The following is a 21,482-nucleotide window of genomic DNA, read 5'->3' as shown; positions in this document are numbered from 1 at the left end:
ACGGTCTTTTGTTATATGATTAAGAATTATCTTTCCGTTATACCATTGTTTGGTGATTTACAAAAATATGACCCGGGTTTTCCAGTAAACATGACGGTTGTCACGTTTCAAAATAGTTCTATGGCTAATTTTTGTAATCTTACAATGCTTTATGTAACAATTATTCCAACTTCAATCTAAGGGACGGTCGAAAAATTTTGGTATCCAAAACCTTAAAATCATTTGATGAGAAGTTAAAAGAACAAAATTTCTTTAGGGTGCACCAAAGCTATATTGTAAACCTGGCGTATATTCTTTCCTTTAATAGAAAAAACGATACGCTTGAGCTCATCAATGCTATTTCACTCCCCGTTTCTAAACGAAAAAGAAAAGTATTATGCGATTTTTTGAATCGATAACCGAGTTACCAAATACAGGTCACCTTACGTATTCTAATTAATACGTATCGAATTCTAATTCCTTTCCCAAAAACAAATGCTATTACTCTAACTTAATGGTAGTTTGTGCGGTCTTGTTTTTCAGGCAAACGACTATTGCAAAACTTTAACCTCATTTATGATGAAAAGAAAATCAATTTTCGCCACATTGTTTGTTATTGTGCTAACCACTTTTATGATTTCTTGTGAAGACAACGAAGGAAAAACACCAACACCATTACCCAATGCAAATTTATTGACCGATTTTTGGTTCGGTTATTATCAAGAGGATGCCCTTACAAATCCTGAAGATCCTTTACCAGGCTTTATTTATTTGCAAGTACCAGTATCTGGGAATTTTGAAGGAGAATTGTTTTTTTCTTATAGTGGATGTGCAACTGGGGTCGATATTGGAAGAGTAATAGGCACTGCTGCCAACGGTAATCTGGATGGCACATGGTTGGGTAATGTAGATGGTGAAAATGTTGGCGGAAACTACCTTGGGCAGTTAGTGGGCAATGGAATCTATCAAGGCAGTTATACCAATGACGATGGAAAGGTAGAAATCGTTTGTGATGCTGATTTTAGTTATTTCGTAGCCCCAAACGGCACTTGGTTCCTCCAAAAGACCGGGAATAACGAAACACTTGATGTTATCGCTGTTGCCGATACAGATCCGATTACATTAAATTGGAACACCGGTAGCGGTGCTGGTTTAGCGTATAGCGTGGTGGTTATAGATGCTGCATGTTTAGAACAAGATTTAGACCTAGAAGAATGCCTTATGTGGAGCGGAATTTCTACAACCAATTCCATTGTTTATGGCGAGGGAGTGGGTGAAACGGTACCTGCTCAAGGTCTGGTTTCAGGGAATACGTATCTTGCTTCGGTTACATGTATCAATTCATCTGGCCAGGCAACCGCTTCTAGCAATATTACTTTTGTACGGTAAAAAAGTATTTATATTTCAAAGGTACAAATAATATGTAGTAGCTTTTTGTAAAGGCTGTCGATGGCGCGCAACCCGAGCTTAGAATTGCTCAGCGGTATGTCACAACTTGTTTAAGGTGATTATTAGCAGACAAAATGGCGATATCGGAATGGCAACCGAGATATGGGATTTCTTTAAAAGCACATGATGAATTATGTAATGAATTAACCATGAAAAAATATTATATTCTAGTATTAGCACTAGTTGCACTATCAAACGTTACTGCACAAAAAGATATTGAGAACAGTAAAGATTACAGGTTTCTAGATAGACTTCCTGAATATTTCATAAGAACCTATAGTGAAGTAGAATTTGATTCGCATGAATTCCACTATAATGGTAAGAAACAAAATAAAGAAGGTCGAAAATTCATCATAGAATACCGCCAAGATAAATGGAAAAATAAAGATTATGAGTTTCCGACTAGACTTCAGATTTTAAGAAATTACGCTTATGCCATTGAAAAAGAAGGCGGAAGTATCTTATTTGAAAGATATAACGACGAACATGGTTTTTATAGTTTTAAAACCAGTGATGGTAAAGAAATTTGGATTCAGGTCAAAACAGCTATCATGGGTAAATCCCATAAATTGATCGTTATAGATAAGGCAAATATGCGTCAGGACATTGTTATTGATGCTGAACTTATAAAGAACGCTATAGCATTGGAAGGGAAAATTGCGATTTATGGTATTTATTTTGATACCGGAAAAGCGATTATAAAGGGCAGAATCAAAACCTGCATTGATTCAAATAGCAGAATTCTTGCAAAATAACCCAACCAAAACTTTTGGGTAGTAGGTCATACCGATTCTGATGGTTCTTACCAATTGAACAGTCAATTATCATTAGAAAGGGCCATAGCAATAAAAGATGTATTACAAACAAAATACAAGTATAAGAAAATAGGCTTTTTGATGAGGGTGTAGGTACTTTAGCTCCTATAGCTACCAACACCACCGACGAAAGCAAAAAATTAAATCGAAGGGTAGAATTGGTAAAAAAATAAACTAATTAACTGATAAATAGATTGTTATATTTGTGATTCGTTATCTTTATTACTTAGAAACAACAGAACTTTTTAGGTGTTTTTTGTTCCTATTCAATTTTTAAAATAGTTAGATAAAGACAATAATTCAAAATCAGGCTATGATTATGATACATCGTTTATTTTGGGGTTTTATTTTATGTTCAAATATGGTTGTAGTAAGCAAAACTGTTTCTGCTCAAGACTCTTATACCCCAGATCTTGGTTTAAGAAAAAGTATAAGGCAGAATGTTTGGGAAGAGCTAAAACCTTTAACACCAAAGTACAATCAATTTCTGTTTAACTTGGTATTTAAATCCAATGCGTATTTTGAAGAATATGAAAAAGTAGCAACAGCGAAAGACTACATGCCGTATAACCCTACTACGGTAATCACTTTTTTCAGCGCTACTTGCGAAGAAATAAGGGATACTAAAACATATAGTAACGAAGATTTAAAAATACGATTCAATAGCATTAGTTTAGAAAAAGAGCATGTGTCTTTGAGCAATACAGAGCTACAGTTAAAATACGACCCAATGATTCTAAAAGCGATGTGGTTGGCACAGCTGGCACAATCTAAAAACTTAAAAACAGGGGTTGCTCAAAACTTGGCAAAAAAAATACTGGAAAACTATAATAGTAGTAAAGTTCAAGACCAAACTAAAGTAATTGCCGTAGCTTCAAAATCGAATAAAGAGCAGCCCTCTATTTCAAAAAACAATAATAAGATTCACGATGTTATCTTAAGAACCGTAACTTCTTATGGATTAAATGGGGCTTATGTGACGAATAAGGTCAGTATTTTATATGAAAATGGAGATGTGTATACCAACCCAACTGAACCCTTAGAGATTTTTGATATAGTAACATCAAAAAAAGAAAACCAAATAGTTGGGACAGATGGCGAAAAAAAGATGGTATCATTTTCGTTACTCGCAGCAAGAGTAAAAAAGTAGTGAATTGGAAAAAATGGCACCAACTAAGGTCAGCTAAGAAGGGTTTTAGATTGCAAGGTAAATTTAATACCATTGATGCGTTTGGAGGGTCAAAAGTAATCAATGCTAGTACCGTTTATTTTGATAATCAAGGCCGCTTTGCTTGGAAAACAGTGAAAGGTGGTAATACCGCATGGAAACCTATTTTCACAAAAAGCGCATTTGCAGGAACGTATGAAATCAATGCGCATACGATAATATTAAACTACTATAATGGGGTTTCTGAGGCCTATTTCTTTGGTTTATATCCAAAGGATAACATGCATTTTGTTATTGGAGCCAATCATTTTGTGCCATTGAAACCTATCTAACCTTAAGGTGTTGAATACTACCAATAATTAAACTTTCAAACTTAATTTTCAAATCCATAAACTAAATTTCGATGATAAAGTGCTAAATTAATTCGTCTTCACAAAGAATTTAATAGTCTTATAAAAGGAACTATTTAAAAGACTTCTCCTAGAAAAATATGTCCAAATTATCTCCCCCTTGATTTTGACATTTTTCCTACAATTTTACAAGTAGTTTTGCCATACTCTTCTATAAACATTTGAGAACTATTTTTCAATAATTTCAAACTTTTACTGCTGAATCGACCTAATTCAATTGCGATATAATTATGATTTTCTGTTTAAAAAGCTTTAGCTAAACGATTTTTTATGTCTATAATTTTCACATCAACCGTCCAATATTTGGACAATACCGAATTTCAGCTATACCTTAAATAAACATAATGAGTTAAATTTCAATAGGTTACATTTATGGCATATGTTTCGAAGTGAAAGAAGTAATCTTTAATGGTCAACACTAAAGATTTGAGGCCAGTTGATAACGCATAAAAATCCGAAGTTTCACGTAACATTTCAAGAGACTGAGACCTCTTTTATTTTAATAGTAGACAAGGAAATGAAAAGATATCTGAAACTTTACTAGATATGCAAACTTTTATTTTACTTAGAAAAAATAGCTTTATGAAAAAAATTGTATTCTTAGTATGCTTAGCTCATTTTGCAGGGTATGCGCAAAATGATAACATTACATTACCTCCCGAATCAGAAATGGTTTCCATGAATGATGCCAGCGTAAAGTATGGAACTCATTATGGTCAACAGTATTTTGAAAATGCAAGTAATGAGCCCTATACTGGTTGGTTGTTTGCTCGATATGATAATGGCGAATTAGAATCTGTTCAGCAATTTAAAGACGGTATCGGAAATGGTATTTGGATTAATTACAATCCAGATGGTAGTAAAGAATCGCAAGGCACCTATGTAAATAACAAAACTGAAGGTCCGGCAAAACTATTCTACGAAGATGGAAGTGTTAAAGGAGAAGGTAAATATGTTCACTTGAAAAACAAGGTGGGCTGGTGGACATTTTACGACCGGAAAGGAAATGTTGTGAGTAAACGATTTTTTACTAGGTAATCCTCATTCCTTTCTTGTGTTAAAATAGAAGTTGGTTTTGAACAAGGCGAACCAAATGGTTCTAAAAAATGTTCTAACGAAAATGATTTCTTTATTTTTTTGATAATAGTCGACTTTCAAATAGAATCATCGTATTAATTATGGAAGGTTTTTAGCACTGATAAATCAATCCTTGGTAAAAATCAGATACAAGTCCCATTATTACATGACAATACAAACAATGTAATTTTGGATGGAAATTATTGACACAACGGGCCAAACTATAATACTCCTATTTCGTGTTAAAATTCGTAAAACCAACACTATTTAGTTTCTCGTCCTTTTTCTTTGAATACAAATAGTCAGCTGCCGCGTTGCCCATTGCCTGATAATCGTGGCCAACTCCGGGAACTATTTCCAACTTCCAATTGAAATCGGTTTCTAGTTCGGTTGCTATCGCTTTTGCCCTGCTGTAAAAATATTTTCCCCTTTGAAGTCGATATAACCCTTGTATATCGATATCCGGGGAATGTCTTAAATCTCCCCTGGTCTCGTTCGCATCATCCTTTTCACCCAGAAAAAGAATAAGATTCGAGCTAAAATCTATGTCTTTGGATGTTATTCTACTGCCTTTGAGACCATAAGGAAATTCCTGGTTATCCACAGGAATGGTATACCACCCGGAGTTGGATGCCAAAATTCTATCGGCTTTGCTGTAAGGTTTAAAAATAGCTAGACGATGCAGTACTTGTCCTCCTGCAGAATGCCCGAACATGTCATAACTGTTATTGCTTAAGTCAAGGACATCTTTCACCAAATTAAAGATTCGGTCGAAATCGTCATAGATCCATTCTTTGGGTTTTTCACTTGTTTTAAAATTGATTGCCTCCGTCCGTTCCTTGTTCATTTGTATATCCGTGACCATTCCTGCCAAGTTGTAGCTCCAGAATCCAGGATAGTTCTTTTCGGAATATTCAGGTGATAGCACAAGTAGGTTGTATTCATCAGCTTTTGCGATCCAGGCGTCCCTGTAATCGTCTCCGTTTCTACCGGCACCGGGGACTACGTAGACTACTTTAGTTTCAGGTGTGAAATTCTCCGGTCTGTAATAATGGACCTTTATGGTTCTTTCTTTTTGAAATCCGCCTTCCACCAAGATTTCACCCGAACCGTTTCCAATGATTATTTCGTTCAAAACCGGTTCCTCTTTTGAAACCACATCGCTCCTCTTTAGAAGGTTCATTTTGCAATGGGGGCATTTCCCAGGTTCTTCAAAAACAAGTTCATCGCAGGACAATGCACAAGGTCTGCAAACATATTCCCCCTTTCCGCTTTGACAGGAAAAGTGTAATATTATGATGAGTAAGGTTAAAAAATTTCGTTTCATAAATTGATTAATAATTCAATTACCAATCAGTCTCAACAATATGTTGTTAATTAATGATATGGTGTTTTCTTAACAGCGTTCTCAATTGGTTGGTACTCCTTAATCCACACTCTCCGGTAATTTGTTCCATCTTCATACGTTTTTCCAAGAGGTTTGAGGCCCTTTCCACCCTTATAAGCCCTATGTATTCGCCTATAGTTAATCCTGTCGAGTTTTTGAACCGTCTCGAAAGGTTTCTTTTGCTCATGTGAACCAAATCTGCAACATCATCAATGTTAAAAAAAGTATTGATGTTTTTCATGATGAAATCCTGTGCATCATGAACCCGGGTATCGATATGGTTCCTGTACATGAGATAGGTACTTAGTTGGGGATCTCCACCTGCTCTGCGAAAAAAATAAACAATTTCCTTGGATACCTTTAAGGATAAGTCAAACCCGAATAACTGTTCCAATATATGTAGTGAAAGGTCCATTCCGGAAGATACACCGGCACTTGAATATAGATTTTCTTCGATAACAAACAGCTTGTCTTTTTGCAAGGTTACTTGTGGATACTTTTCCGTGAATTCATCAAAATATTTCCAATGTGTGGTACTCTTTCTGTTGTTCAATATACCCGCCTCTGCCAACCAAAATGAGCCTATACAAATAGAGCATAGGTTGACTCCTTCGAGGTTCAAGTTGCTTAACCAATCCAATAAATGCTTATTTTCAGCAATAATTTCAAAAATATCCTCGCTTCCCGGAATGATGACAAAATCATTCGGGGTGAGGGATACTTCCGTAAACGGCACCAACTTTGAAAAGCTTAGGCCTGCGCTACTTATGGCATCCGTATCCGAATTGATACCTGCAAAGAGTATGTCGATAGGAGCTCCCATTTCCATAGCTTCATAAAATACGTGGGCGGAACCACTTATATCCAATAGATGGACTTTGGGAGGACATAGAAAAACTATAATGCGATGTATGTTGGTACTCTTTGACATGTACCAAAATTAAAGGTTACGATACTAAGTTTATAGGACATTTTAGCTCAGAATCAGGACAACAAATTTATAGTTGGTGATTCAATAATCTATACAGGCCTAAAAATCGAGCCAATTCTAGAACTAGAACACCATTAAACTTGTAAACATATTCTTAAGATTCATTGAATGATTGATTGGCAAGAAAAATGATCGGTTTGAATAAAAACATTAAACCTTAACAGAATCGGGAATCTTTTTATGACAAAAATATGCTGATCACCAGTAATTAGATATTTTGAATTTAAAAACTTTTTGTAAATTCTAGCTATAAATTTGAAATGCTTTTAACTATAAAACCCTGATGATGAAGTTATTTATGTTTATTGTGATTGTTATTGGTTTTGTATGTCCTTCGCAAGCTCAGGATTTTAAATTTGGTTTAAAGGGAGGTGTCAACTTTGCAACGCTCAATGGCGATGCTGTTTTTGATAGCTTCGATGGCCGTACTGGCTATCATGTAGGAGCAGTGGCCCAAATTGGCCTCGGAGGTTTTGCCATTCAGCCCGAAATTGTTTATTCGGCCCAGGGTATTGAAGATACCGATATCGATTATTTGAACATTCCAATCTTGGCCAAATTCAAGTTTGCAAAAATCCTAAGCTTGGAGGCTGGCCCTCAGTTTGGCCTAACCGCTAATGGCAGCTCTGACCTTGACGATCTTGACAGTTTTGACATCAGTGCTGCACTGGGTGCAAGTGTTGAGTTTTCAAAGTTTTTTGTACAGCTGCGCTATAATTTAGGACTTACTGATGCCATAGAAAATATCGATGCCAAGAATGCTGTTTTCCAGGTATCTGCGGGCTATTACTTTTTTTAACCATTGAAAAGCACTCAAACCAAGTTTTTCCAGAGTTCAAGAAACCAACTTTTTATGAGTCGTAAAAATCCTAGAGTAACAGTTAGAAACATTAGCCCAACGTTAAATTCATGTTAAAAAGTGAGCAATACGGTGAGCCTCAAAATTGTCCCTGTGGTAGGCCATTGATATGGGGAGTTTTGGATAAAAGTTAGAGTCCCGTCCAGACCGCAAAAGCTCTCAAAGAAATTTGGGAGCTTTTTTTGTATACGGCAATATAAAGTTTTTGATGAGGTGATTCTACACGAGTTTGGAGACCTTCCAGACCTTCGTCAATAGCTAAAAGTCCCTTTGTGAATTCAAGTGTTATTTTACAAGCTCTAAAACTCCCGATTTAGCGAATCATTTTTCTTAATTATTTGTTAACTAATTCTAATTTATTTATCTTTCGCTTAAGAACCAACCAGTTATGAAAAACATCACAAAGCAAATAGACGCAAAAACGTTATCGGATTTAATACTATTGTTAGTCATAGTAGTAGGTGCGATAGTTTACTTTCAATACTCGACCGAAATTCAAAACGAGGTAAGTGATATGATGTATCACCCTTTGCAAGAACTAAAGAACAGCATTGCGGAACTGGATGCTCCAAGACGATAATTGCTACCTATAGAACCCGAAGTCTTTGAGTATCGGGACAATTATAAAATCATTTTCTTTTCTTCCTTTGATTCTCATATCACATAATCGGCACATCTTATGGGTATCCTTAAACTACATTTGAACCCAAAATCGAGCAACTAAACGAATTACCAAAAATTGCCGAAGCTCGATGAAATACCCAAAATATGGGTAACTCGTCATTTAGCGACCCGCTATCGACATTTTCTACACGTTTTTCGAATAATTCCAAAGATTTGGGGCGTTATGGCAATCTTGGCCAAGAATACAAAAACCCCTATTTATGAAAACAGTTATACTGATAAAGGAAATTTATGTTCAAGGATTCAAAGATTTAGGCAATTATATCGTCAAGAATTATTTTAAAGCCTTTTTGTGGTTCGCACTCGCTATGTACGCGGTGGTATTATATGCCTTTGTATATAGGGTATCCACTGGATTTGTTTTTTCAAATATTTAAACCATGTATAAAAAACTAAACTATGAGAAAGTGCTTGCTATTACTTGCTGTTTATTCGTTGCTGTTGTTCTTTTATTGATTACAAAAATGACATCGGCTTCTTGGACGGGGACCGTTGTCGGTTTTTAAGTCAATATTGCTGTATGTTCTATTCAGAGCAAGGATTGTGTACTTGGCATAAGTGATAAATTCAATCAATATTTGCTAAGCTTCGGTTAGATATTCGCACCATAAAATCTTATATTTCATATCATGAAAAAACTGATTCAAATTCTCGGTGCCTGGTACGGGGCCAGAAAAATAGGTGGTGGCAAATGCGGATGTATAGGCAGTATCTTCGTATTTATCCTGCTCTATTGGATTTTGGGCCATGTACTTAATTATTTCTAAGTGCTAGAAACTTTTGCTTTGTTTGATTTCACTTAATTTTGTTGAACACCTTAGTACTGGTCTTCATATCCGAATATCTGGGATCTTGAATATAATCCTGTTTCCGCATTTTAATGACCTCGATACTTAAAAAACCGAATTCACTAACGACCTTTCCGTAAAATCTGTAAATACCCCTACCTCTAAAACTGTATTTGGCGGCGACCGGTGGAAAAAGTACCGTGTCAAAAACTTTTCCCTGCTGGTCTATCATTGTTGCAAAATGCATGTTTTTCCCATTATGGGTTCTGGTATTTTTCACGGTAACCAAGTACCCGTAAATATCGATACGATGGTTCAAGTAACGCTCCAAATCTTTACTCCCGTTCGTATTTTTTGGCGGCTCCTCCAACAATTCAAAAGGGCTGCACAAGCAAAAACCCAAGAGCTCCAACTGTGTAAAGGCCATTTCTAGATCCGAGGTATGCAATTGCGGAATCTTAAAATCTTGGTGTTCGGCCTTGAACAGTTTTGGGTGGTCTATTTTTATATTTTTATTGAGGAAAAGATGTGCCTTCCAAAGCAATTCATGTTTATTGACTCCCGTAAACCTAAAGGCATCGATTCTAATCAAGATACTTATTTGATCTACGGTTATAAGAACACGGTCTAAAAAGTCTTCTAAGGATATGAAATTTCCGTTCTGTGACCGCTCTTTTAAAATACGTTCCGCTACACGGTCTTCCAATTCACGGAGATATCCAAATCCAAGAAAAATAGCCGTTCCATAGATTACATTTTTGTTTGAACTTCTATTAATACAGGGTGACTGAATAGTTGCACCCAACATTCTGGCTTCGTGTACATAAAACTCGGAACTGTAGAATCCCCCTCCGTTATTGAGTACGGCCACCATATACTCCAACGGATAATAGGCGCGTAAAAAAAGTGTTTGATAGCTTTCCACCGCGTAGCTGGCCGAATGCCCTTTTGCAAAAGCGTAACCGGCAAAGCTTGCAATCTGCTCCCACACTTCAAAAATAATTTTGTCATCCTCTCCCCTTTTTCGGCAATTAGCAATGAACTTTTCTTTTACTTTTTGAAATTCTTCACGCGAACGAAATTTTCCGCTCATACCACGGCGTAAGACATCGGCCTCGCCCAAATCAAGTCCGGCGAAAATATTGGCCACCTTTATAACATCTTCCTGATATACCATTACGCCGTAGGTCTCGGGCATGATTTTCAACATTACGGGATGGGCCTTTTCTTCGGTTCTACCTGGATTACGATGACGAAGAATATATTCCCGCATCATGCCACTTTTTGCTACTCCGGGACGAATGATGGAACTTGCCGCCACTAAACCCAAGTAATTATCGACTTCCAACTTTTTAAGCAGCATCCGCATGGCAGGCGATTCTACATAAAAACAACCCATGCACTGTGCCGTTTTAATGAGGTTGTTAATCACTGGATCCTTAATAAATTTTTTAATATCATGAATATCAAAACTATCGGTCTCATCGGTTCGGTTATAAGCGATGATTTCCAACGATTCCTTAATTTTTGACAACCCCCGCTGTCCTAGAATATCAAACTTATAAAGCCCCACATCTTCTGCGATGACCATATCATATTGTGTAGTGGGAAAGCCTTTAGGAGGTAGGCTCGTAGCCGAAAACCAATGTAAGGGTTTATCGCAGATTAAAATGCCTCCGGCGTGTATACTCAGATAATTGGGCATTCCTTTAATTAACTGGCCATATTTGACTACCAATCTAGAAATTCCATCCAGTGTTAACCTATCATACCTACCCTCGGAAAGTAAATCAATTTCACTTTTGGGAAGCCCAAATACTTTGCCCAATTCACGAATTACACCTCGGTCTTTAAACGTTACATAGCTTCCCAGAAGGGCAACATGCTCAAAGCGTTTAAAAATATATTGGGTCATGGCAGGCCTGTCCCGATGTGAAAAATCAATATCAAAATCCGGTGGATTAGCACGATATAAATTCATAAAGCGCTCAAAATAAAGGTCCAAATCTATGGGGTCCACATCAGTAATACGAAGTAAATAGGCCACAATACTATTGGCACCACTACCCCTACCTACATAAAAAAAACCTCTTCTGCTAGCCTCGGAAACAATATCCCAATTGATTAAAAAGTAAGAGACGAAACCTTGTTCCTTTATCAATCCCAATTCTTTATATAGCCTTTCTTCTATGTGTTCGCCCCCATCTGGATAACGATAGGACAATCCCTCCTGACATAATTTTTCCAGTAGCACCTCATCCTCTTCCCGGCTCCCTAAATATGTTTTTAGGTTTTGTGGTTCCCTATTTTTTGAAAAGTCAAAATTAATGGAACAGGAGTTCAACAACTGCTCCGTATTTTCTAGAATAAACGGGTATTCTGAAAAAGCGGCGACCAGATTCTCAACAGGAATCATTTTTTCGTCTTCATTGGCCTCTTCGGTCCTCTCTAATTTACTTAACAGTATATTATTGTCAATGGCACGTAATAACCTATGGGCATTAAAATCAGTTTTGTTCCTAAAGGTGACCGGTTGCTGCACGACCAGCTTTTCTTTCAATTTCAATACTTTTGAAAAGGGAAGTTTCCGAAGATTAGCGATGGATATCCCAACAAATTCATGCGCTGCAAACCTGTATTGATCGTTCTCCAGTATTTTTTCAAAGGGATATATGGTATAGGTGTTGGTAAAATGTGGAGCGGTAGAAGGAAATTCCTTTTCCTCGTGAAGATGTTCCGAAAGAAAATTATTCAACTCCAAATAGCCGTCGTTGTTCTTTGCAATACCAATGTAACACTGATCTACACCGTTTCGAAAATCGATACCTAAAATAGGCTTTACGTTATATTCAGGAGCCAATCTTACAAAATTTAGTCCTGCCGATGTATTATTGATATCAGTTAGCACCAATTGTGTTACATGGTTCTTTTGGGCTAACTGCAAGAGTTCTTCTTCAGAAAAGGTTCCGAAGCGAAGACTGTAATATGTATGGCAGTTTAAATACAAACGGTTAATGATTTCTTGTTGTTGGTTGTCGGTCGAACATTAGAACCATGAACTGTCAACTGACGACGGCCAACCCATTTTTTACTGTTTTCTATGCGCCAGCACTATGGGCGGCTGACCGTTGAACGGGTTGTGCATTCTACCTATCGTATTCTTGCCCATGGCTGAGGCGCGCACCACACTTTTATCCCCATAACGGTTTCGAATATGGTCCATAGCCTGATAAAGACTCAAAGCCTCCTCAGTATCTTCGAATAGGTTGATTTGATAATTTCCACTGACCAAATGACTGAATCGAATTCCTATCAACCGAACCAATAATCTGCGGTTGTACAATATTCTGAATAAATCTAAAATCTTTGGAATCAAAATATGATCGGCACTGGTATAGGGAATACGCAATTGCTTGGAATAGGTGTTAAAATCGGAATATCTAATTTTCACGGTGATACAGGCCGTTAATTTTTCGCCCCGTCGTAATTGATAGGCCAAATTCTCGGTCATGGCGATTAAAATACCACGCAGCTTTACTACATCAATGGTATCCTTATCAAAAGTACGTTCGGTAGAAATGGATTTTCGTTCACAAAATGGAAGCACAGGTGTATGATCGATTCCATTGGCGCGTTTCCAGATTACTTTTCCGTTTTTGCCGAGTACGCGTTGCATAACGTCCATAGGCATTTCTTGAACGGTCCGTACTTTCCTAAGACCTAAATTCCGAAGAATCTGATAGGTCTTATCGCCCACCATGGGTATTTTTTTGATGGAAAGTGGAGCCAAAAAAGTTTTTTCAAGTCCGTAGTCGATTTTTAATTGGTTATTAGGTTTAGCCTGGCCTGTAGCCACTTTCGAAACCACTTTGTTTATAGAAAGACCAAAGGAAATAGGGAGCCCGGTCTCTTTTATGATTTTTTGTCGTATTTCAGAAGCATATTTGTAGGAACCAAAAAAGCGATCCATACCGGTTAAATCTGCATAGAATTCATCGATACTTGATTTTTCAAAAAGTGGCACGTGCTCTTTTATAATCTCTGTAACCAAATCGGAATGATAGCTATAAGTACCCGCGTTGCCTTTAATGAGAATAGCTTCGGGACATAATTCCTTTGCCATTTTCATAGGCATACCTGAGTGGATACCATACCCACGGGTCTCATAGCTGCAGGCTGCCACGACCCCGCGGTCACTAAGTCCGCCAACAAGTATGGGCTTGTTTTCTAAGCGACTATCGAGTCGACGCTCTACAGATACGAAAAAAGTATCGAGATCAAGATGTAGTACGGTCTTTTGCATTGCTATCCTATTAAAATAAGGACAGCTAATTTATGGATTATTTCCTAATATTTGGATTATTTCCAATATCTATTAATAATAAATATGGTAAAACACGCTATTAGAAAAACAACCAAAATGCAACTGACCAACCATAGTGGTAGTCCCAAAATCAGATTCATTTCAAAACGGACCTAGATTTCCACCAGCCAAATAAAAGTCTTTAAGTGAGTGAGAAGTCTTTCTTTTATTGGCATATAACCCTAGCATAATTAACAACAACATGTAAAGCGCTATGGAAATGAGTATAATGGTGGTCGTTTTCATCTAAAAGCATCAAAGCTCACTAAAATAGCAAAAAGAATCCGACAAAATCCTTCCAACAAAAAAGCCCTTAACCTATAGTCAAGGGCTTTTCTTAATTAGATTATGCTAATCAAAAGCAAAACCGGTATACATTCTAAAAAGCAAGGCATATAGCCCTATGGCAATCAGTCCAAAACAGAACCAGGCAAAAACTTTCAAATAATTCTTTAGAATATAATTTCCAAGGTTTCTAAAACCTTCCAGATAAATCTCTTTAATAAGTAGTGCTGTTTTCATAATCTCATCATTTAATCGTTATACATATATCCAAGAGTACAAAAGCCGTACTACATATAGGTTTGAATCAAAAAAATGGATGAAATGGGATAAAAAATAGATGAAATAGGCAATTTTATACTTTTAAAGCTACTCTCTAATGAAGACCAAAATTATACGGTTGGATTTTTTCTGTACGATAGGGGGAGTTAACTTCCAGAAACTATGTTCAATGGCTTTTGAGGAACATACCAAATATTCTTCTGGAAATCTATACCACCGCCCATTTCATCTTGAACTACCCTATCTATGACATAAATCCCTTGTTTTGCCATATTATCAAAAGTATCTATCCCATTGTTTGGAAAGCCCTTTCGTGTTCTGTGTATATTAAATTTATTTGCAAAATCTCTATAAAAAGCCTTTTCTACACCTTTTTTCCCGATCATAAAGCCTAATAATCCGCCCCAAGTAGCCGTTGGATTATCCGAATCCCATCCACACAAAGTTCCGATTTTTATCGTTTCCTTTAAATCTCCTTCCCCGTAAAACAAGCTTACTATACTAGCCCCAAAATTAATACCAGCGGCAAAACAGCCATTACACACTTCATCCTTAGTCGCCCATTCATAACCATCTTCTTGGCGAATTTGATATTTAACGTGAAGCGCATCGCGAGCTTCCTCCCAAGTTGCACCAGAATTGTATTTCATCTTAACAAAATCGAACATTTTAGCTGCATAAGAAGTTTCCGGAAGCCTTTTTCGCGCTAAAGATGCCATCCACAGTATATTATCCTTTATTGGCTTATCCGTATCCGCCAATGGAGCCAAAGCGTACATAATCACATTGAATTCAGAAATCCATTCCGCATTTTCGCGAGCTACAGTTTGTATGGGCAAATGCGCCATCCTTAAAGCCAAATCTGGTCTAGTAGGAGCAAAAAATCCAAAAATCTCAGTCGTTAACTGAGCATCAATCATTTCATAATGCGGATTGTTCTTTGGCAAACTAGTAGCTGGCGGAATCATCCCATCCTGCATTAAATCCAAGGCAGTCTGGTTCGATACCCATAAAAAATTCTCCTCTTCCAATCTAATATGCTTCAGCCAACCTTCCTTTATTTGGTCTCCATTTAAGATGCTTGTCTCGTTTTCATACAAAAGGTTTTGATAAATATATTCAATGTCCGTATCGTCGTCCGCCCCCCATATACTATCCTTATCGGCAAATAAAAAATCAATGGTTTTAGAGTAATTGTTGGAACCCCATAAATTAGGTTCATCGGGTTTTCCCCAATCCTCGCGCGTGTAGAAACCTGCTCCTTTACCTTCTTTTGTGGGAATCCCTATTTTATCCATTTCCGTAACCAGGCCCGTCCAATTGGCAATGCATTGGGCCAACCAAAAACCATAAAGTTTTTCTTTGTATTCTTTTCTGGAAATAATCAAATCCCCATCCTTAGGACTATACTCCTTATAGGTCAACAATGAATCCTTTATGACATCTTGATTAGTTTCTATTGCCGTCTTTGAACCTTCTCCACAAGAAAAGAGGGAATATATAAAGATCAGTGTTCCAGTAATTTGGATGAAATATTTCATTTATAAAGCGCCTTGTCTATAAAACTAAAAAATATATACTTGTCTCCAACATTTACAGGCAAAATACGTTAGTGCCATACCAAACAATTTATAGTGAAATTATGTAGCCATTAGGATAGTTGCTCGGTGGCATTTATCTTTATCCATATATGTTTTTAATACGCTATTTAATACTTGCCTTTGTTTCTTTTTTCAGCTTAACCTTGTGTTATTCACAATCGGGTAAATCTGGCATCACTATTGGTTATCCAGACCAAACTACGAAATGGGCCATCCCAGAGACAGTCCATTTAGAATGGGATACGGATAATATAGGTGCTGAAAAATCCATACGCTTTTTTTTAGTACGTAATGAGATGGTGGTTCAAGAACTTGGCTCATTTGACAACAATGGAAAGGCTGAGAACATTGAACTAGCAAAAAATATAGGATCTGGAGACCAGTATCAAGTTGTAGGGATAGAATTGTTTCCCGACGACAAATACCAGGTTGCGAAATTTATTACTCCGTTTTTCTCTATTATCAACAAAGCTTCCGATGAGCGTAAAAAAGAACGATTGCTCGCCAGTACTTCCACATTGACTAAAAAAAATGAAAGGAATAAAACTCGAAAGAAGAAAAAAGAGGTAAAAGATATAAGTAAGCCCCAACCTATGGTGTCCAAGAATAAGGACATCAAGATGTTTGAAGGCAGAAAAATATCCTACACGAAAGAACTGGAGTTCGATAGCGAAGATATTCTTGTTAAGATATGGGATCATGGTAGACAGGACGGGGATATCGTATCCATCTATTTAAATGGCGAAGCAGTAGTTTCTGAATATTATCTCACGTATTGGAAAAAAGAATTCAAAATAAAATTGACCCCGAGTAAGTCTAACGATTTATTCCTTTATGCCCATAATCTTGGGGATTCTCCCCCAAATACTGTTTCCGTTGAAATCACCGATGGTTCAAAATCTGAAAATATTATCCTTAATTCCGATTTGGAGAGCTGTGAAGCTGTAATGATTAGTGTTAAGAGGTAAAGACTTTAATATTCCGTATTCTTTCTTCCTGCTGCCTTAAAAGATTCTGAAATATTTCTACAGTTCTTGCTTGGTTGGCCTCTGGTATCCTACCTCCTATGATCCAATTGTTCTTAATTAACTTTGGGCTTTTTATATCAAACTCTAACATGAGACAGCTCAAAGCGTCCTCTCTGGTGAAATCGTTCATTTGTTTGAACATTCCCTTTATATTCTCGGTCATATTTGGTAGTATGGTACAGCATAAATTTAATAAGAAACTTATAACGTACAACCCCTTCATATTCTAAAAACGTAAAATTTTATAAACATTTTGTGCACTATTTTTCTAAAATGTGGAATGATTGGGGTTAGCCTACAATGAATGTCTTCGATAAAAAGGAAGAAATTAATATCAGTTTGCTTAGATGCCGTAACTTTTCCTTGCAATACACAAAACCTTAAAATGATTACCTTTTTGGAATTGAAATCAAGGGCATAAAATGAATTATAAAAGATATCGGTAAATTTGAATCAAATTAAACCAATCAGGCAAATAGAGAATCACAAATATAGTAGGTTTCTAAAACCCATCAGAAAGACTGAAATTGCCATATTAGCTAAAAAGGTAGGATTATACGAACTCTTGAACAGTTTCTAAAAGCTGGATAAAATGAAAGTACTGGTAACGGGCGCAGCCGGATTTATAGGGTTTCATCTAGTGGAAGCTTTAATTAAAAAAGGAGAAGACGTAATAGGCATCGATAACATCAACAGTTATTATGATGTAGGCCTAAAATATGCACGCTTGGCCGAATCGGGTATCGTACCAAATAGTGGAGATACACAAATAGCGTTTTCAAAGGACACCCTGAATTATATCAACAGTTCAAAACACAAAAATTACAGATTCCTGAGACTGGATATAATCGATTTAATTCCGTTGGAAAAATTATTTGTAGCAGAAGAGTTCGAGTGCGTTATAAACTTGGCGGCACAAGCGGGCGTTCGTCATTCCATAGAAAATCCACGTGCGTACATCCAATCCAACGTGGTTGGTTTTTTAAATATTTTGGAATGTTCTCGGTTGGTAAAACTAAGCCATCTAATCTATGCTTCTAGCTCTTCCGTCTACGGGGATAACAGCAAAATTCCTTTTTCGGAAAACGAGAAGGCGGATATGCCCGTTAGCCTATATGCCGCAACAAAGAAGAGTAATGAATTAATGGCCCATGCGTACAGTCATATCTACGGAATACGCACGACTGGTCTTCGTTTTTTTACCGTTTACGGTCCTTGGGGCAGACCGGATATGGCCCCCATGCTTTTTGCCGATGCCATTACTAGGGGTATTCCAATAAACGTGTTCAACGATGGTCATATGCAGCGAGATTTCACCTATGTCGACGATACCGTTGAAGGAATTTTACAACTCACCTTTAATTCCGTCCCAAAATCGAGTTTAAATGCAAATATTTACAATATAGGCAATTCAAAACCCATAGATTTAATGGATTTCATCCAGGGTTTGGAAAAAGAAATAGGAAAAAAAGCAACCAAAAATTTCATGCCCATGCAGGATGGCGATGTTAAGGTAACCTTTGCGGACACTACTAAATTGAATAAGGTAACGGGATATAAGCCTAAAACAGATCTAAAAAAAGGACTTTCTAAATTCGTTGGTTGGTACAAATCTTTTTATTACGGCTAACACTTCAAAATTTCTTCTTATTTAGTTAAAATAAAAAAGCCGAGACACAAATCTCGGCTTTCCCTCTAAGTACTCGAGGTGGGAATCGAACCCACACTCCGAAGAACTGGATTTTGAATCCAGCGCGTCTACCAGTTCCGCCACTCGAGCATACTAAAACAGGACAGCAAAACTAAAAAATATTTTCCTTTTGTCATCAAAAAAAGAAACATTTATCCTTTAGCAACTAAAATTAATTTCTAAATTTGCACCTCCTTAGAAAACAGGGACTTCCAAGTCTCTAAAAGCAGCCAAGGACACAACATTCTTAATTATGCCGTACCAAGTTCCCGAGCCTAAAATTTTTGCATGCACACAAAGTATGACTTTGGGTAAAAAAATTGCCGATGCTTATGGTATGGAATTAGGAAAGGTTCTTTTTTCAAGGTACAGTGACGGGGAGTTTCAACCTTCTTTTGAGGAGTCCATAAGGGGCACTAGGATTTTTATTATAGGTTCTACCCATCCCGGACCTGAAAACCTGATGGAGATGCTTTTAATGATAGATGCGGCCAAAAGAGCATCCGCTAGACATATAACGGCAGTTATGCCCTATTTTGGTTGGGCTAGGCAAGATAGAAAGGATAAACCTCGAGTCCCGATAGCGGCAAAACTCGTTGCTAAAATGTTGGAAGCCGCTGGGGCAACACGTATTATTACGATGGACCTGCATGCGGATCAAATACAAGGATTTTTTGAAAAACCTGTTGATCATTTATTTGCTTCCACCCTGTTCCTACCTTACCTGAAGAACTTAGAACTGGAAAACTTGACTATTGCGTCTCCAGATATGGGAGGTTCTAAAAGGGCCTATGCCTACTCGAAGGCATTGGAGAGCGATGTAGTGGTTTGTTACAAGCAAAGGGCCAAGGCCAATGTAATATCCCATATGGAACTGATTGGAGATGTACAGGGAAAAAATGTGGTTCTGGTAGATGACATGGTAGACACGGCCGGGACTTTGACCAAAGCCGCGGATGTTATGATGGAGAGGGGGGCGATAAGCGTCAGGGCAATTACCACACATGGTTTGTTATCTGGAAATGCCTATGAGAAAATTGAGAAATCGCAATTGAAGGAATTGATCATTACGGATTCTATTCCTATTGAAATAAAAAGTGATAAAGTAAGAGTCTTGAGCTGTGCCAATTTGTTTGCAGATGTAATGCACAAGGTACATAACAACAACTCTATTTCTTCCAAATTCTTGATGTAACTGGAGGAAAAAATTATTCAGAATTATTAATTTTTAATATATAAAATGAAGTCAATTACAATTAAAGGATCAGAAAGAGAAAGCGTGGGCAAAAAGGCAACGAAGGCCCTACGTAATGCTAGAAAGGTTCCTTGCGTGGTATACGGAGGGGATAAACCATTACACTTTTCAGCAGATGAACTAGCGTTCAGGGATTTAGTGTATACCGCCGCCGCACATACCGTAAAGGTTGACTTAGGTGAAGGAAAAGTAAGGGCGATAATGCAGGATATACAGTTTCATCCGGTAACGGATAAAATTTTGCATATCGATTTTTACCAACTCTTCGACGATAAGGAAGTTACTATGAACATTCCCGTTCGCCTTCAAGGTAACGCACCGGGGGTTAGAAATGGTGGACGTTTATTGTTCAGAAAAAGAAAATTGGCCATTAAAGCCCTACCGGACAAATTGCCGGATTTCTTTGACGTTGATATTTCGAAACTGAAAATAGGGGATAATATCACCATTGAATCTTTGTTGAGCGATGATTTCACAATCTTACATCCAGAGACAATGGTAGTAGTTCAGGTGAAAACACAGCGTGCGGCCATAGTTGTTGACGAGGATGAGGAATTAGAAGGTGAAGAAGGAGCAGCGGAAGGTGCTGAAACTGCAGCTGAGGGAGCTGAAACTCCAGAAGCTACCGATGGTGGTGAAAGCAAGGAATAATAATTTCCAGCGATTTTAATAGCAAAGCATCCCGATAGCAATTTCGGGATGCTTTTGTATTTTTGAGTTTTGCTAGACCCACCCGCATGCTACAATTATTGAAATCTCTCTTTAAGTCGGATAAAGCTATATTAGACACAGAAGAACCCATGAAAAAATTCTTAATTGTAGGTCTTGGAAATATTGGTGCTGAATATTCAGAAACCCGTCATAACATAGGGTTTAAAATTTTGGATGCCTTGGTCCTTGAAGAGGATCTTACATTTGAAACCGCAAAGCTGGGTGACATTGCCACACTTAAAATAAAAGGTAGGAGTGTGCTTTGTTTAAAGCCGTCCACCTACATGAACAGAAGCGGTAAGGCTATAAAATATTGGCTGGACAAGGAAAAAATACCCTTAGGAAACTTACTGGTCATTACAGACGACATCAACTTGCCATATGGTACCATCCGTATTAAGACCAAGGGAAGCGATGGAGGACACAACGGCCTTAAGGATACACAGGAATACCTACAAACCACAAATTATAACAGATTTCGTTTTGGTGTGGGTTCAGATTTTGGAAAGGGTAGACAGGTGGAATATGTGTTGGGAAAATGGAACGATGAGGAACTGGCCCTTATGGATGAACGCCTTAAAAAATCCATTGAAATAATTAAATCCTTTGTGCTTGCCGGAGTGGCTCGTACCATGAACCAATTCAACGGAACGTAATTCAGTG

Annotated in this window: 23 protein-coding genes, 1 tRNA gene and 2 pseudogenes; 16 read left to right on the top strand and 10 right to left on the bottom strand. The window is 37.4% G+C overall.

The annotated features are described in order from the left end of the window. Positions 1 to 167: 167 nt before the first annotated feature. The 7 genes and pseudogenes from N8A89_RS17790 to N8A89_RS10030 form a co-directional block, all read left to right on the top strand. Positions 168 to 398 (top strand): annotated as a pseudogene (locus N8A89_RS17790) (LytR/AlgR family response regulator transcription factor); the annotation flags it as partial. Positions 399 to 555: 157 nt separating this feature from the next. Beyond that, positions 556 to 1,368 carry a hypothetical protein gene (locus N8A89_RS10050; RefSeq protein ID WP_289644262.1) on the top strand — a complete coding sequence of 271 codons (813 nt, stop codon included), beginning with the start codon at positions 556 to 558 and terminating at the stop codon, positions 1,366 to 1,368. A 134-nt stretch (positions 1,369 to 1,502) separates the two neighbouring features. Continuing rightward, the gene (locus tag N8A89_RS10045; RefSeq protein WP_281542147.1) at positions 1,503 to 2,183 is read left to right on the top strand and encodes a hypothetical protein; all 681 of its coding nucleotides are present in this window, start codon (positions 1,503 to 1,505) and stop codon (positions 2,181 to 2,183) included. 18 nt (positions 2,184 to 2,201) lie between these two features. Next, a pseudogene (locus N8A89_RS17785) lies at positions 2,202 to 2,336 on the top strand (hypothetical protein); the annotation flags it as partial. A 220-nt stretch (positions 2,337 to 2,556) separates the two neighbouring features. After that, positions 2,557 to 3,393, top strand: a complete 837-nt coding sequence (locus N8A89_RS10040) for a hypothetical protein (protein ID WP_289644261.1) — start codon at positions 2,557 to 2,559, stop codon at positions 3,391 to 3,393. 50 nt (positions 3,394 to 3,443) lie between these two features. Further along, positions 3,444 to 3,743, top strand: a complete 300-nt coding sequence (locus N8A89_RS10035; protein WP_289644260.1) for a hypothetical protein — start codon at positions 3,444 to 3,446, stop codon at positions 3,741 to 3,743. Between the two features lie 660 nt (positions 3,744 to 4,403). Beyond that, positions 4,404 to 4,859, top strand: coding sequence for a toxin-antitoxin system YwqK family antitoxin (locus N8A89_RS10030; protein ID WP_281542144.1), 456 nt, complete (start codon positions 4,404 to 4,406; stop codon positions 4,857 to 4,859). 271 nt (positions 4,860 to 5,130) lie between these two features. Here the strand turns inward: N8A89_RS10030 and N8A89_RS10025 are convergent, their stop codons facing one another. Both N8A89_RS10025 and N8A89_RS10020 read right to left on the bottom strand, forming a co-directional pair. Further along, on the bottom strand, positions 5,131 to 6,081 hold the full coding sequence (locus tag N8A89_RS10025; RefSeq protein ID WP_289644259.1) for a hypothetical protein: 951 nt from the start codon (positions 6,079 to 6,081) through the stop codon (positions 5,131 to 5,133). Between the two features lie 190 nt (positions 6,082 to 6,271). Further along, complete coding sequence (locus N8A89_RS10020) at positions 6,272 to 7,216, bottom strand: GlxA family transcriptional regulator (protein ID WP_281542142.1); 945 nt, start codon at positions 7,214 to 7,216, stop codon at positions 6,272 to 6,274. A 343-nt stretch (positions 7,217 to 7,559) separates the two neighbouring features. Between N8A89_RS10020 and N8A89_RS10015 the strand changes: the two genes are divergently transcribed. From N8A89_RS10015 to N8A89_RS10000, 4 genes are all read left to right on the top strand, one after another. After that, positions 7,560 to 8,075 carry a porin family protein gene (locus N8A89_RS10015; protein WP_281542141.1) on the top strand — a complete coding sequence of 172 codons (516 nt, stop codon included), beginning with the start codon at positions 7,560 to 7,562 and terminating at the stop codon, positions 8,073 to 8,075. A 448-nt stretch (positions 8,076 to 8,523) separates the two neighbouring features. Further along, the gene (locus tag N8A89_RS10010) at positions 8,524 to 8,715 is read left to right on the top strand and encodes a hypothetical protein (protein ID WP_281542140.1); all 192 of its coding nucleotides are present in this window, start codon (positions 8,524 to 8,526) and stop codon (positions 8,713 to 8,715) included. A 304-nt stretch (positions 8,716 to 9,019) separates the two neighbouring features. Then, positions 9,020 to 9,196, top strand: coding sequence for a DUF6747 family protein (locus tag N8A89_RS10005; protein WP_281542139.1), 177 nt, complete (start codon positions 9,020 to 9,022; stop codon positions 9,194 to 9,196). Positions 9,197 to 9,199: 3 nt separating this feature from the next. Further along, positions 9,200 to 9,325 carry a hypothetical protein gene (locus tag N8A89_RS10000; RefSeq protein WP_281542138.1) on the top strand — a complete coding sequence of 42 codons (126 nt, stop codon included), beginning with the start codon at positions 9,200 to 9,202 and terminating at the stop codon, positions 9,323 to 9,325. 75 nt (positions 9,326 to 9,400) lie between these two features. Here the strand turns inward: N8A89_RS10000 and N8A89_RS09995 are convergent, their stop codons facing one another. The 6 genes from N8A89_RS09995 to N8A89_RS09970 form a co-directional block, all read right to left on the bottom strand. Then, complete coding sequence (locus tag N8A89_RS09995; protein ID WP_281543388.1) at positions 9,401 to 9,568, bottom strand: hypothetical protein; 168 nt, start codon at positions 9,566 to 9,568, stop codon at positions 9,401 to 9,403. Positions 9,569 to 9,614: 46 nt separating this feature from the next. Beyond that, positions 9,615 to 12,614, bottom strand: coding sequence for a DNA polymerase III subunit alpha (locus N8A89_RS09990; RefSeq protein WP_289644258.1), 3,000 nt, complete (start codon positions 12,612 to 12,614; stop codon positions 9,615 to 9,617). Positions 12,615 to 12,695: 81 nt separating this feature from the next. Then, the gene (dinB, locus tag N8A89_RS09985; protein ID WP_281542137.1) at positions 12,696 to 13,910 is read right to left on the bottom strand and encodes a DNA polymerase IV; all 1,215 of its coding nucleotides are present in this window, start codon (positions 13,908 to 13,910) and stop codon (positions 12,696 to 12,698) included. 162 nt (positions 13,911 to 14,072) lie between these two features. Further along, positions 14,073 to 14,216, bottom strand: coding sequence for a hypothetical protein (locus N8A89_RS09980; protein ID WP_289644257.1), 144 nt, complete (start codon positions 14,214 to 14,216; stop codon positions 14,073 to 14,075). A gap of 105 nt (positions 14,217 to 14,321) precedes the next feature. Then, on the bottom strand, positions 14,322 to 14,492 hold the full coding sequence (locus N8A89_RS09975) for a DUF6747 family protein (RefSeq protein ID WP_281542136.1): 171 nt from the start codon (positions 14,490 to 14,492) through the stop codon (positions 14,322 to 14,324). Between the two features lie 188 nt (positions 14,493 to 14,680). Next, positions 14,681 to 16,075 (bottom strand): ADP-ribosylglycohydrolase family protein, encoded by a 1,395-nt coding sequence (locus tag N8A89_RS09970; RefSeq protein ID WP_281542135.1) that lies wholly within the window; start codon positions 16,073 to 16,075, stop codon positions 14,681 to 14,683. Between the two features lie 149 nt (positions 16,076 to 16,224). On the opposite strand from N8A89_RS09970, the gene N8A89_RS09965 reads away from it, so the two are divergent. Continuing rightward, positions 16,225 to 17,103, top strand: coding sequence for a hypothetical protein (locus tag N8A89_RS09965; protein WP_289644256.1), 879 nt, complete (start codon positions 16,225 to 16,227; stop codon positions 17,101 to 17,103). Here the strand turns inward: N8A89_RS09965 and N8A89_RS09960 are convergent. Continuing rightward, positions 17,093 to 17,326, bottom strand: coding sequence for a hypothetical protein (locus N8A89_RS09960; protein WP_281542132.1), 234 nt, complete (start codon positions 17,324 to 17,326; stop codon positions 17,093 to 17,095). The genes N8A89_RS09965 and N8A89_RS09960 overlap by 11 nt on opposite strands. 429 nt (positions 17,327 to 17,755) lie before the next feature. On the opposite strand from N8A89_RS09960, the gene N8A89_RS09955 reads away from it, so the two are divergent. Further along, positions 17,756 to 18,793 carry a GDP-mannose 4,6-dehydratase gene (locus tag N8A89_RS09955; RefSeq protein ID WP_289644255.1) on the top strand — a complete coding sequence of 346 codons (1,038 nt, stop codon included), beginning with the start codon at positions 17,756 to 17,758 and terminating at the stop codon, positions 18,791 to 18,793. Positions 18,794 to 18,863: 70 nt separating this feature from the next. Here N8A89_RS09955 and N8A89_RS09950 read toward each other — a convergent pair. Then, positions 18,864 to 18,943, bottom strand: a tRNA-Leu gene (locus tag N8A89_RS09950). Between the two features lie 163 nt (positions 18,944 to 19,106). On the opposite strand from N8A89_RS09950, the gene N8A89_RS09945 reads away from it, so the two are divergent. The 3 genes from N8A89_RS09945 to pth all read left to right on the top strand — a co-directional run bounded on the left by N8A89_RS09945 (position 19,107) and on the right by pth (position 21,475). Next, positions 19,107 to 20,048, top strand: coding sequence for a ribose-phosphate pyrophosphokinase (locus N8A89_RS09945; RefSeq protein ID WP_289644254.1), 942 nt, complete (start codon positions 19,107 to 19,109; stop codon positions 20,046 to 20,048). Positions 20,049 to 20,093: 45 nt separating this feature from the next. After that, a complete protein-coding gene (locus N8A89_RS09940; RefSeq protein WP_281542131.1) occupies positions 20,094 to 20,759 on the top strand; it encodes a 50S ribosomal protein L25/general stress protein Ctc in 666 nt (221 codons plus the stop codon). Positions 20,760 to 20,845: 86 nt separating this feature from the next. After that, positions 20,846 to 21,475, top strand: a complete 630-nt coding sequence (gene pth / locus N8A89_RS09935) for an aminoacyl-tRNA hydrolase (RefSeq protein WP_281542130.1) — start codon at positions 20,846 to 20,848, stop codon at positions 21,473 to 21,475. Positions 21,476 to 21,482 lie beyond the last annotated feature (7 nt).

Source organism: Maribacter aestuarii (genome assembly GCF_027474845.2).
Lineage (GTDB): Bacteria > Bacteroidota > Bacteroidia > Flavobacteriales > Flavobacteriaceae > Maribacter > Maribacter aestuarii.
This window is presented reverse-complemented; position numbering and strand designations above follow the sequence as displayed.

Coding starts and splice junctions, on each gene's coding strand:
- N8A89_RS10050 (WP_289644262.1), top strand. CDS start 556: ATGATGAAAAGAAAATCAATTTTCGCCACATTGTTTGTTATTGTGCTA.
- N8A89_RS10045 (WP_281542147.1), top strand. CDS start 1,503: ATGGCGATATCGGAATGGCAACCGAGATATGGGATTTCTTTAAAAGCA.
- N8A89_RS10040 (WP_289644261.1), top strand. CDS start 2,557: ATGATTATGATACATCGTTTATTTTGGGGTTTTATTTTATGTTCAAAT.
- N8A89_RS10030 (WP_281542144.1), top strand. CDS start 4,404: ATGAAAAAAATTGTATTCTTAGTATGCTTAGCTCATTTTGCAGGGTAT.
- N8A89_RS10025 (WP_289644259.1), bottom strand. CDS start 6,081: ATGAACCTTCTAAAGAGGAGCGATGTGGTTTCAAAAGAGGAACCGGTT.
- N8A89_RS10020 (WP_281542142.1), bottom strand. CDS start 7,216: ATGTCAAAGAGTACCAACATACATCGCATTATAGTTTTTCTATGTCCT.
- N8A89_RS10015 (WP_281542141.1), top strand. CDS start 7,560: ATGATGAAGTTATTTATGTTTATTGTGATTGTTATTGGTTTTGTATGT.
- N8A89_RS10010 (WP_281542140.1), top strand. CDS start 8,524: ATGAAAAACATCACAAAGCAAATAGACGCAAAAACGTTATCGGATTTA.
- N8A89_RS10005 (WP_281542139.1), top strand. CDS start 9,020: ATGAAAACAGTTATACTGATAAAGGAAATTTATGTTCAAGGATTCAAA.
- N8A89_RS10000 (WP_281542138.1), top strand. CDS start 9,200: ATGTATAAAAAACTAAACTATGAGAAAGTGCTTGCTATTACTTGCTGT.
- N8A89_RS09995 (WP_281543388.1), bottom strand. CDS start 9,568: ATGGCCCAAAATCCAATAGAGCAGGATAAATACGAAGATACTGCCTAT.
- dinB (WP_281542137.1), bottom strand. CDS start 13,910: ATGCAAAAGACCGTACTACATCTTGATCTCGATACTTTTTTCGTATCT.
- N8A89_RS09980 (WP_289644257.1), bottom strand. CDS start 14,216: ATGAAAACGACCACCATTATACTCATTTCCATAGCGCTTTACATGTTG.
- N8A89_RS09975 (WP_281542136.1), bottom strand. CDS start 14,492: ATGAAAACAGCACTACTTATTAAAGAGATTTATCTGGAAGGTTTTAGA.
- N8A89_RS09970 (WP_281542135.1), bottom strand. CDS start 16,075: ATGAAATATTTCATCCAAATTACTGGAACACTGATCTTTATATATTCC.
- N8A89_RS09965 (WP_289644256.1), top strand. CDS start 16,225: ATGTTTTTAATACGCTATTTAATACTTGCCTTTGTTTCTTTTTTCAGC.
- N8A89_RS09960 (WP_281542132.1), bottom strand. CDS start 17,326: ATGACCGAGAATATAAAGGGAATGTTCAAACAAATGAACGATTTCACC.
- N8A89_RS09955 (WP_289644255.1), top strand. CDS start 17,756: ATGAAAGTACTGGTAACGGGCGCAGCCGGATTTATAGGGTTTCATCTA.
- N8A89_RS09945 (WP_289644254.1), top strand. CDS start 19,107: ATGCCGTACCAAGTTCCCGAGCCTAAAATTTTTGCATGCACACAAAGT.
- N8A89_RS09940 (WP_281542131.1), top strand. CDS start 20,094: ATGAAGTCAATTACAATTAAAGGATCAGAAAGAGAAAGCGTGGGCAAA.
- pth (WP_281542130.1), top strand. CDS start 20,846: ATGCTACAATTATTGAAATCTCTCTTTAAGTCGGATAAAGCTATATTA.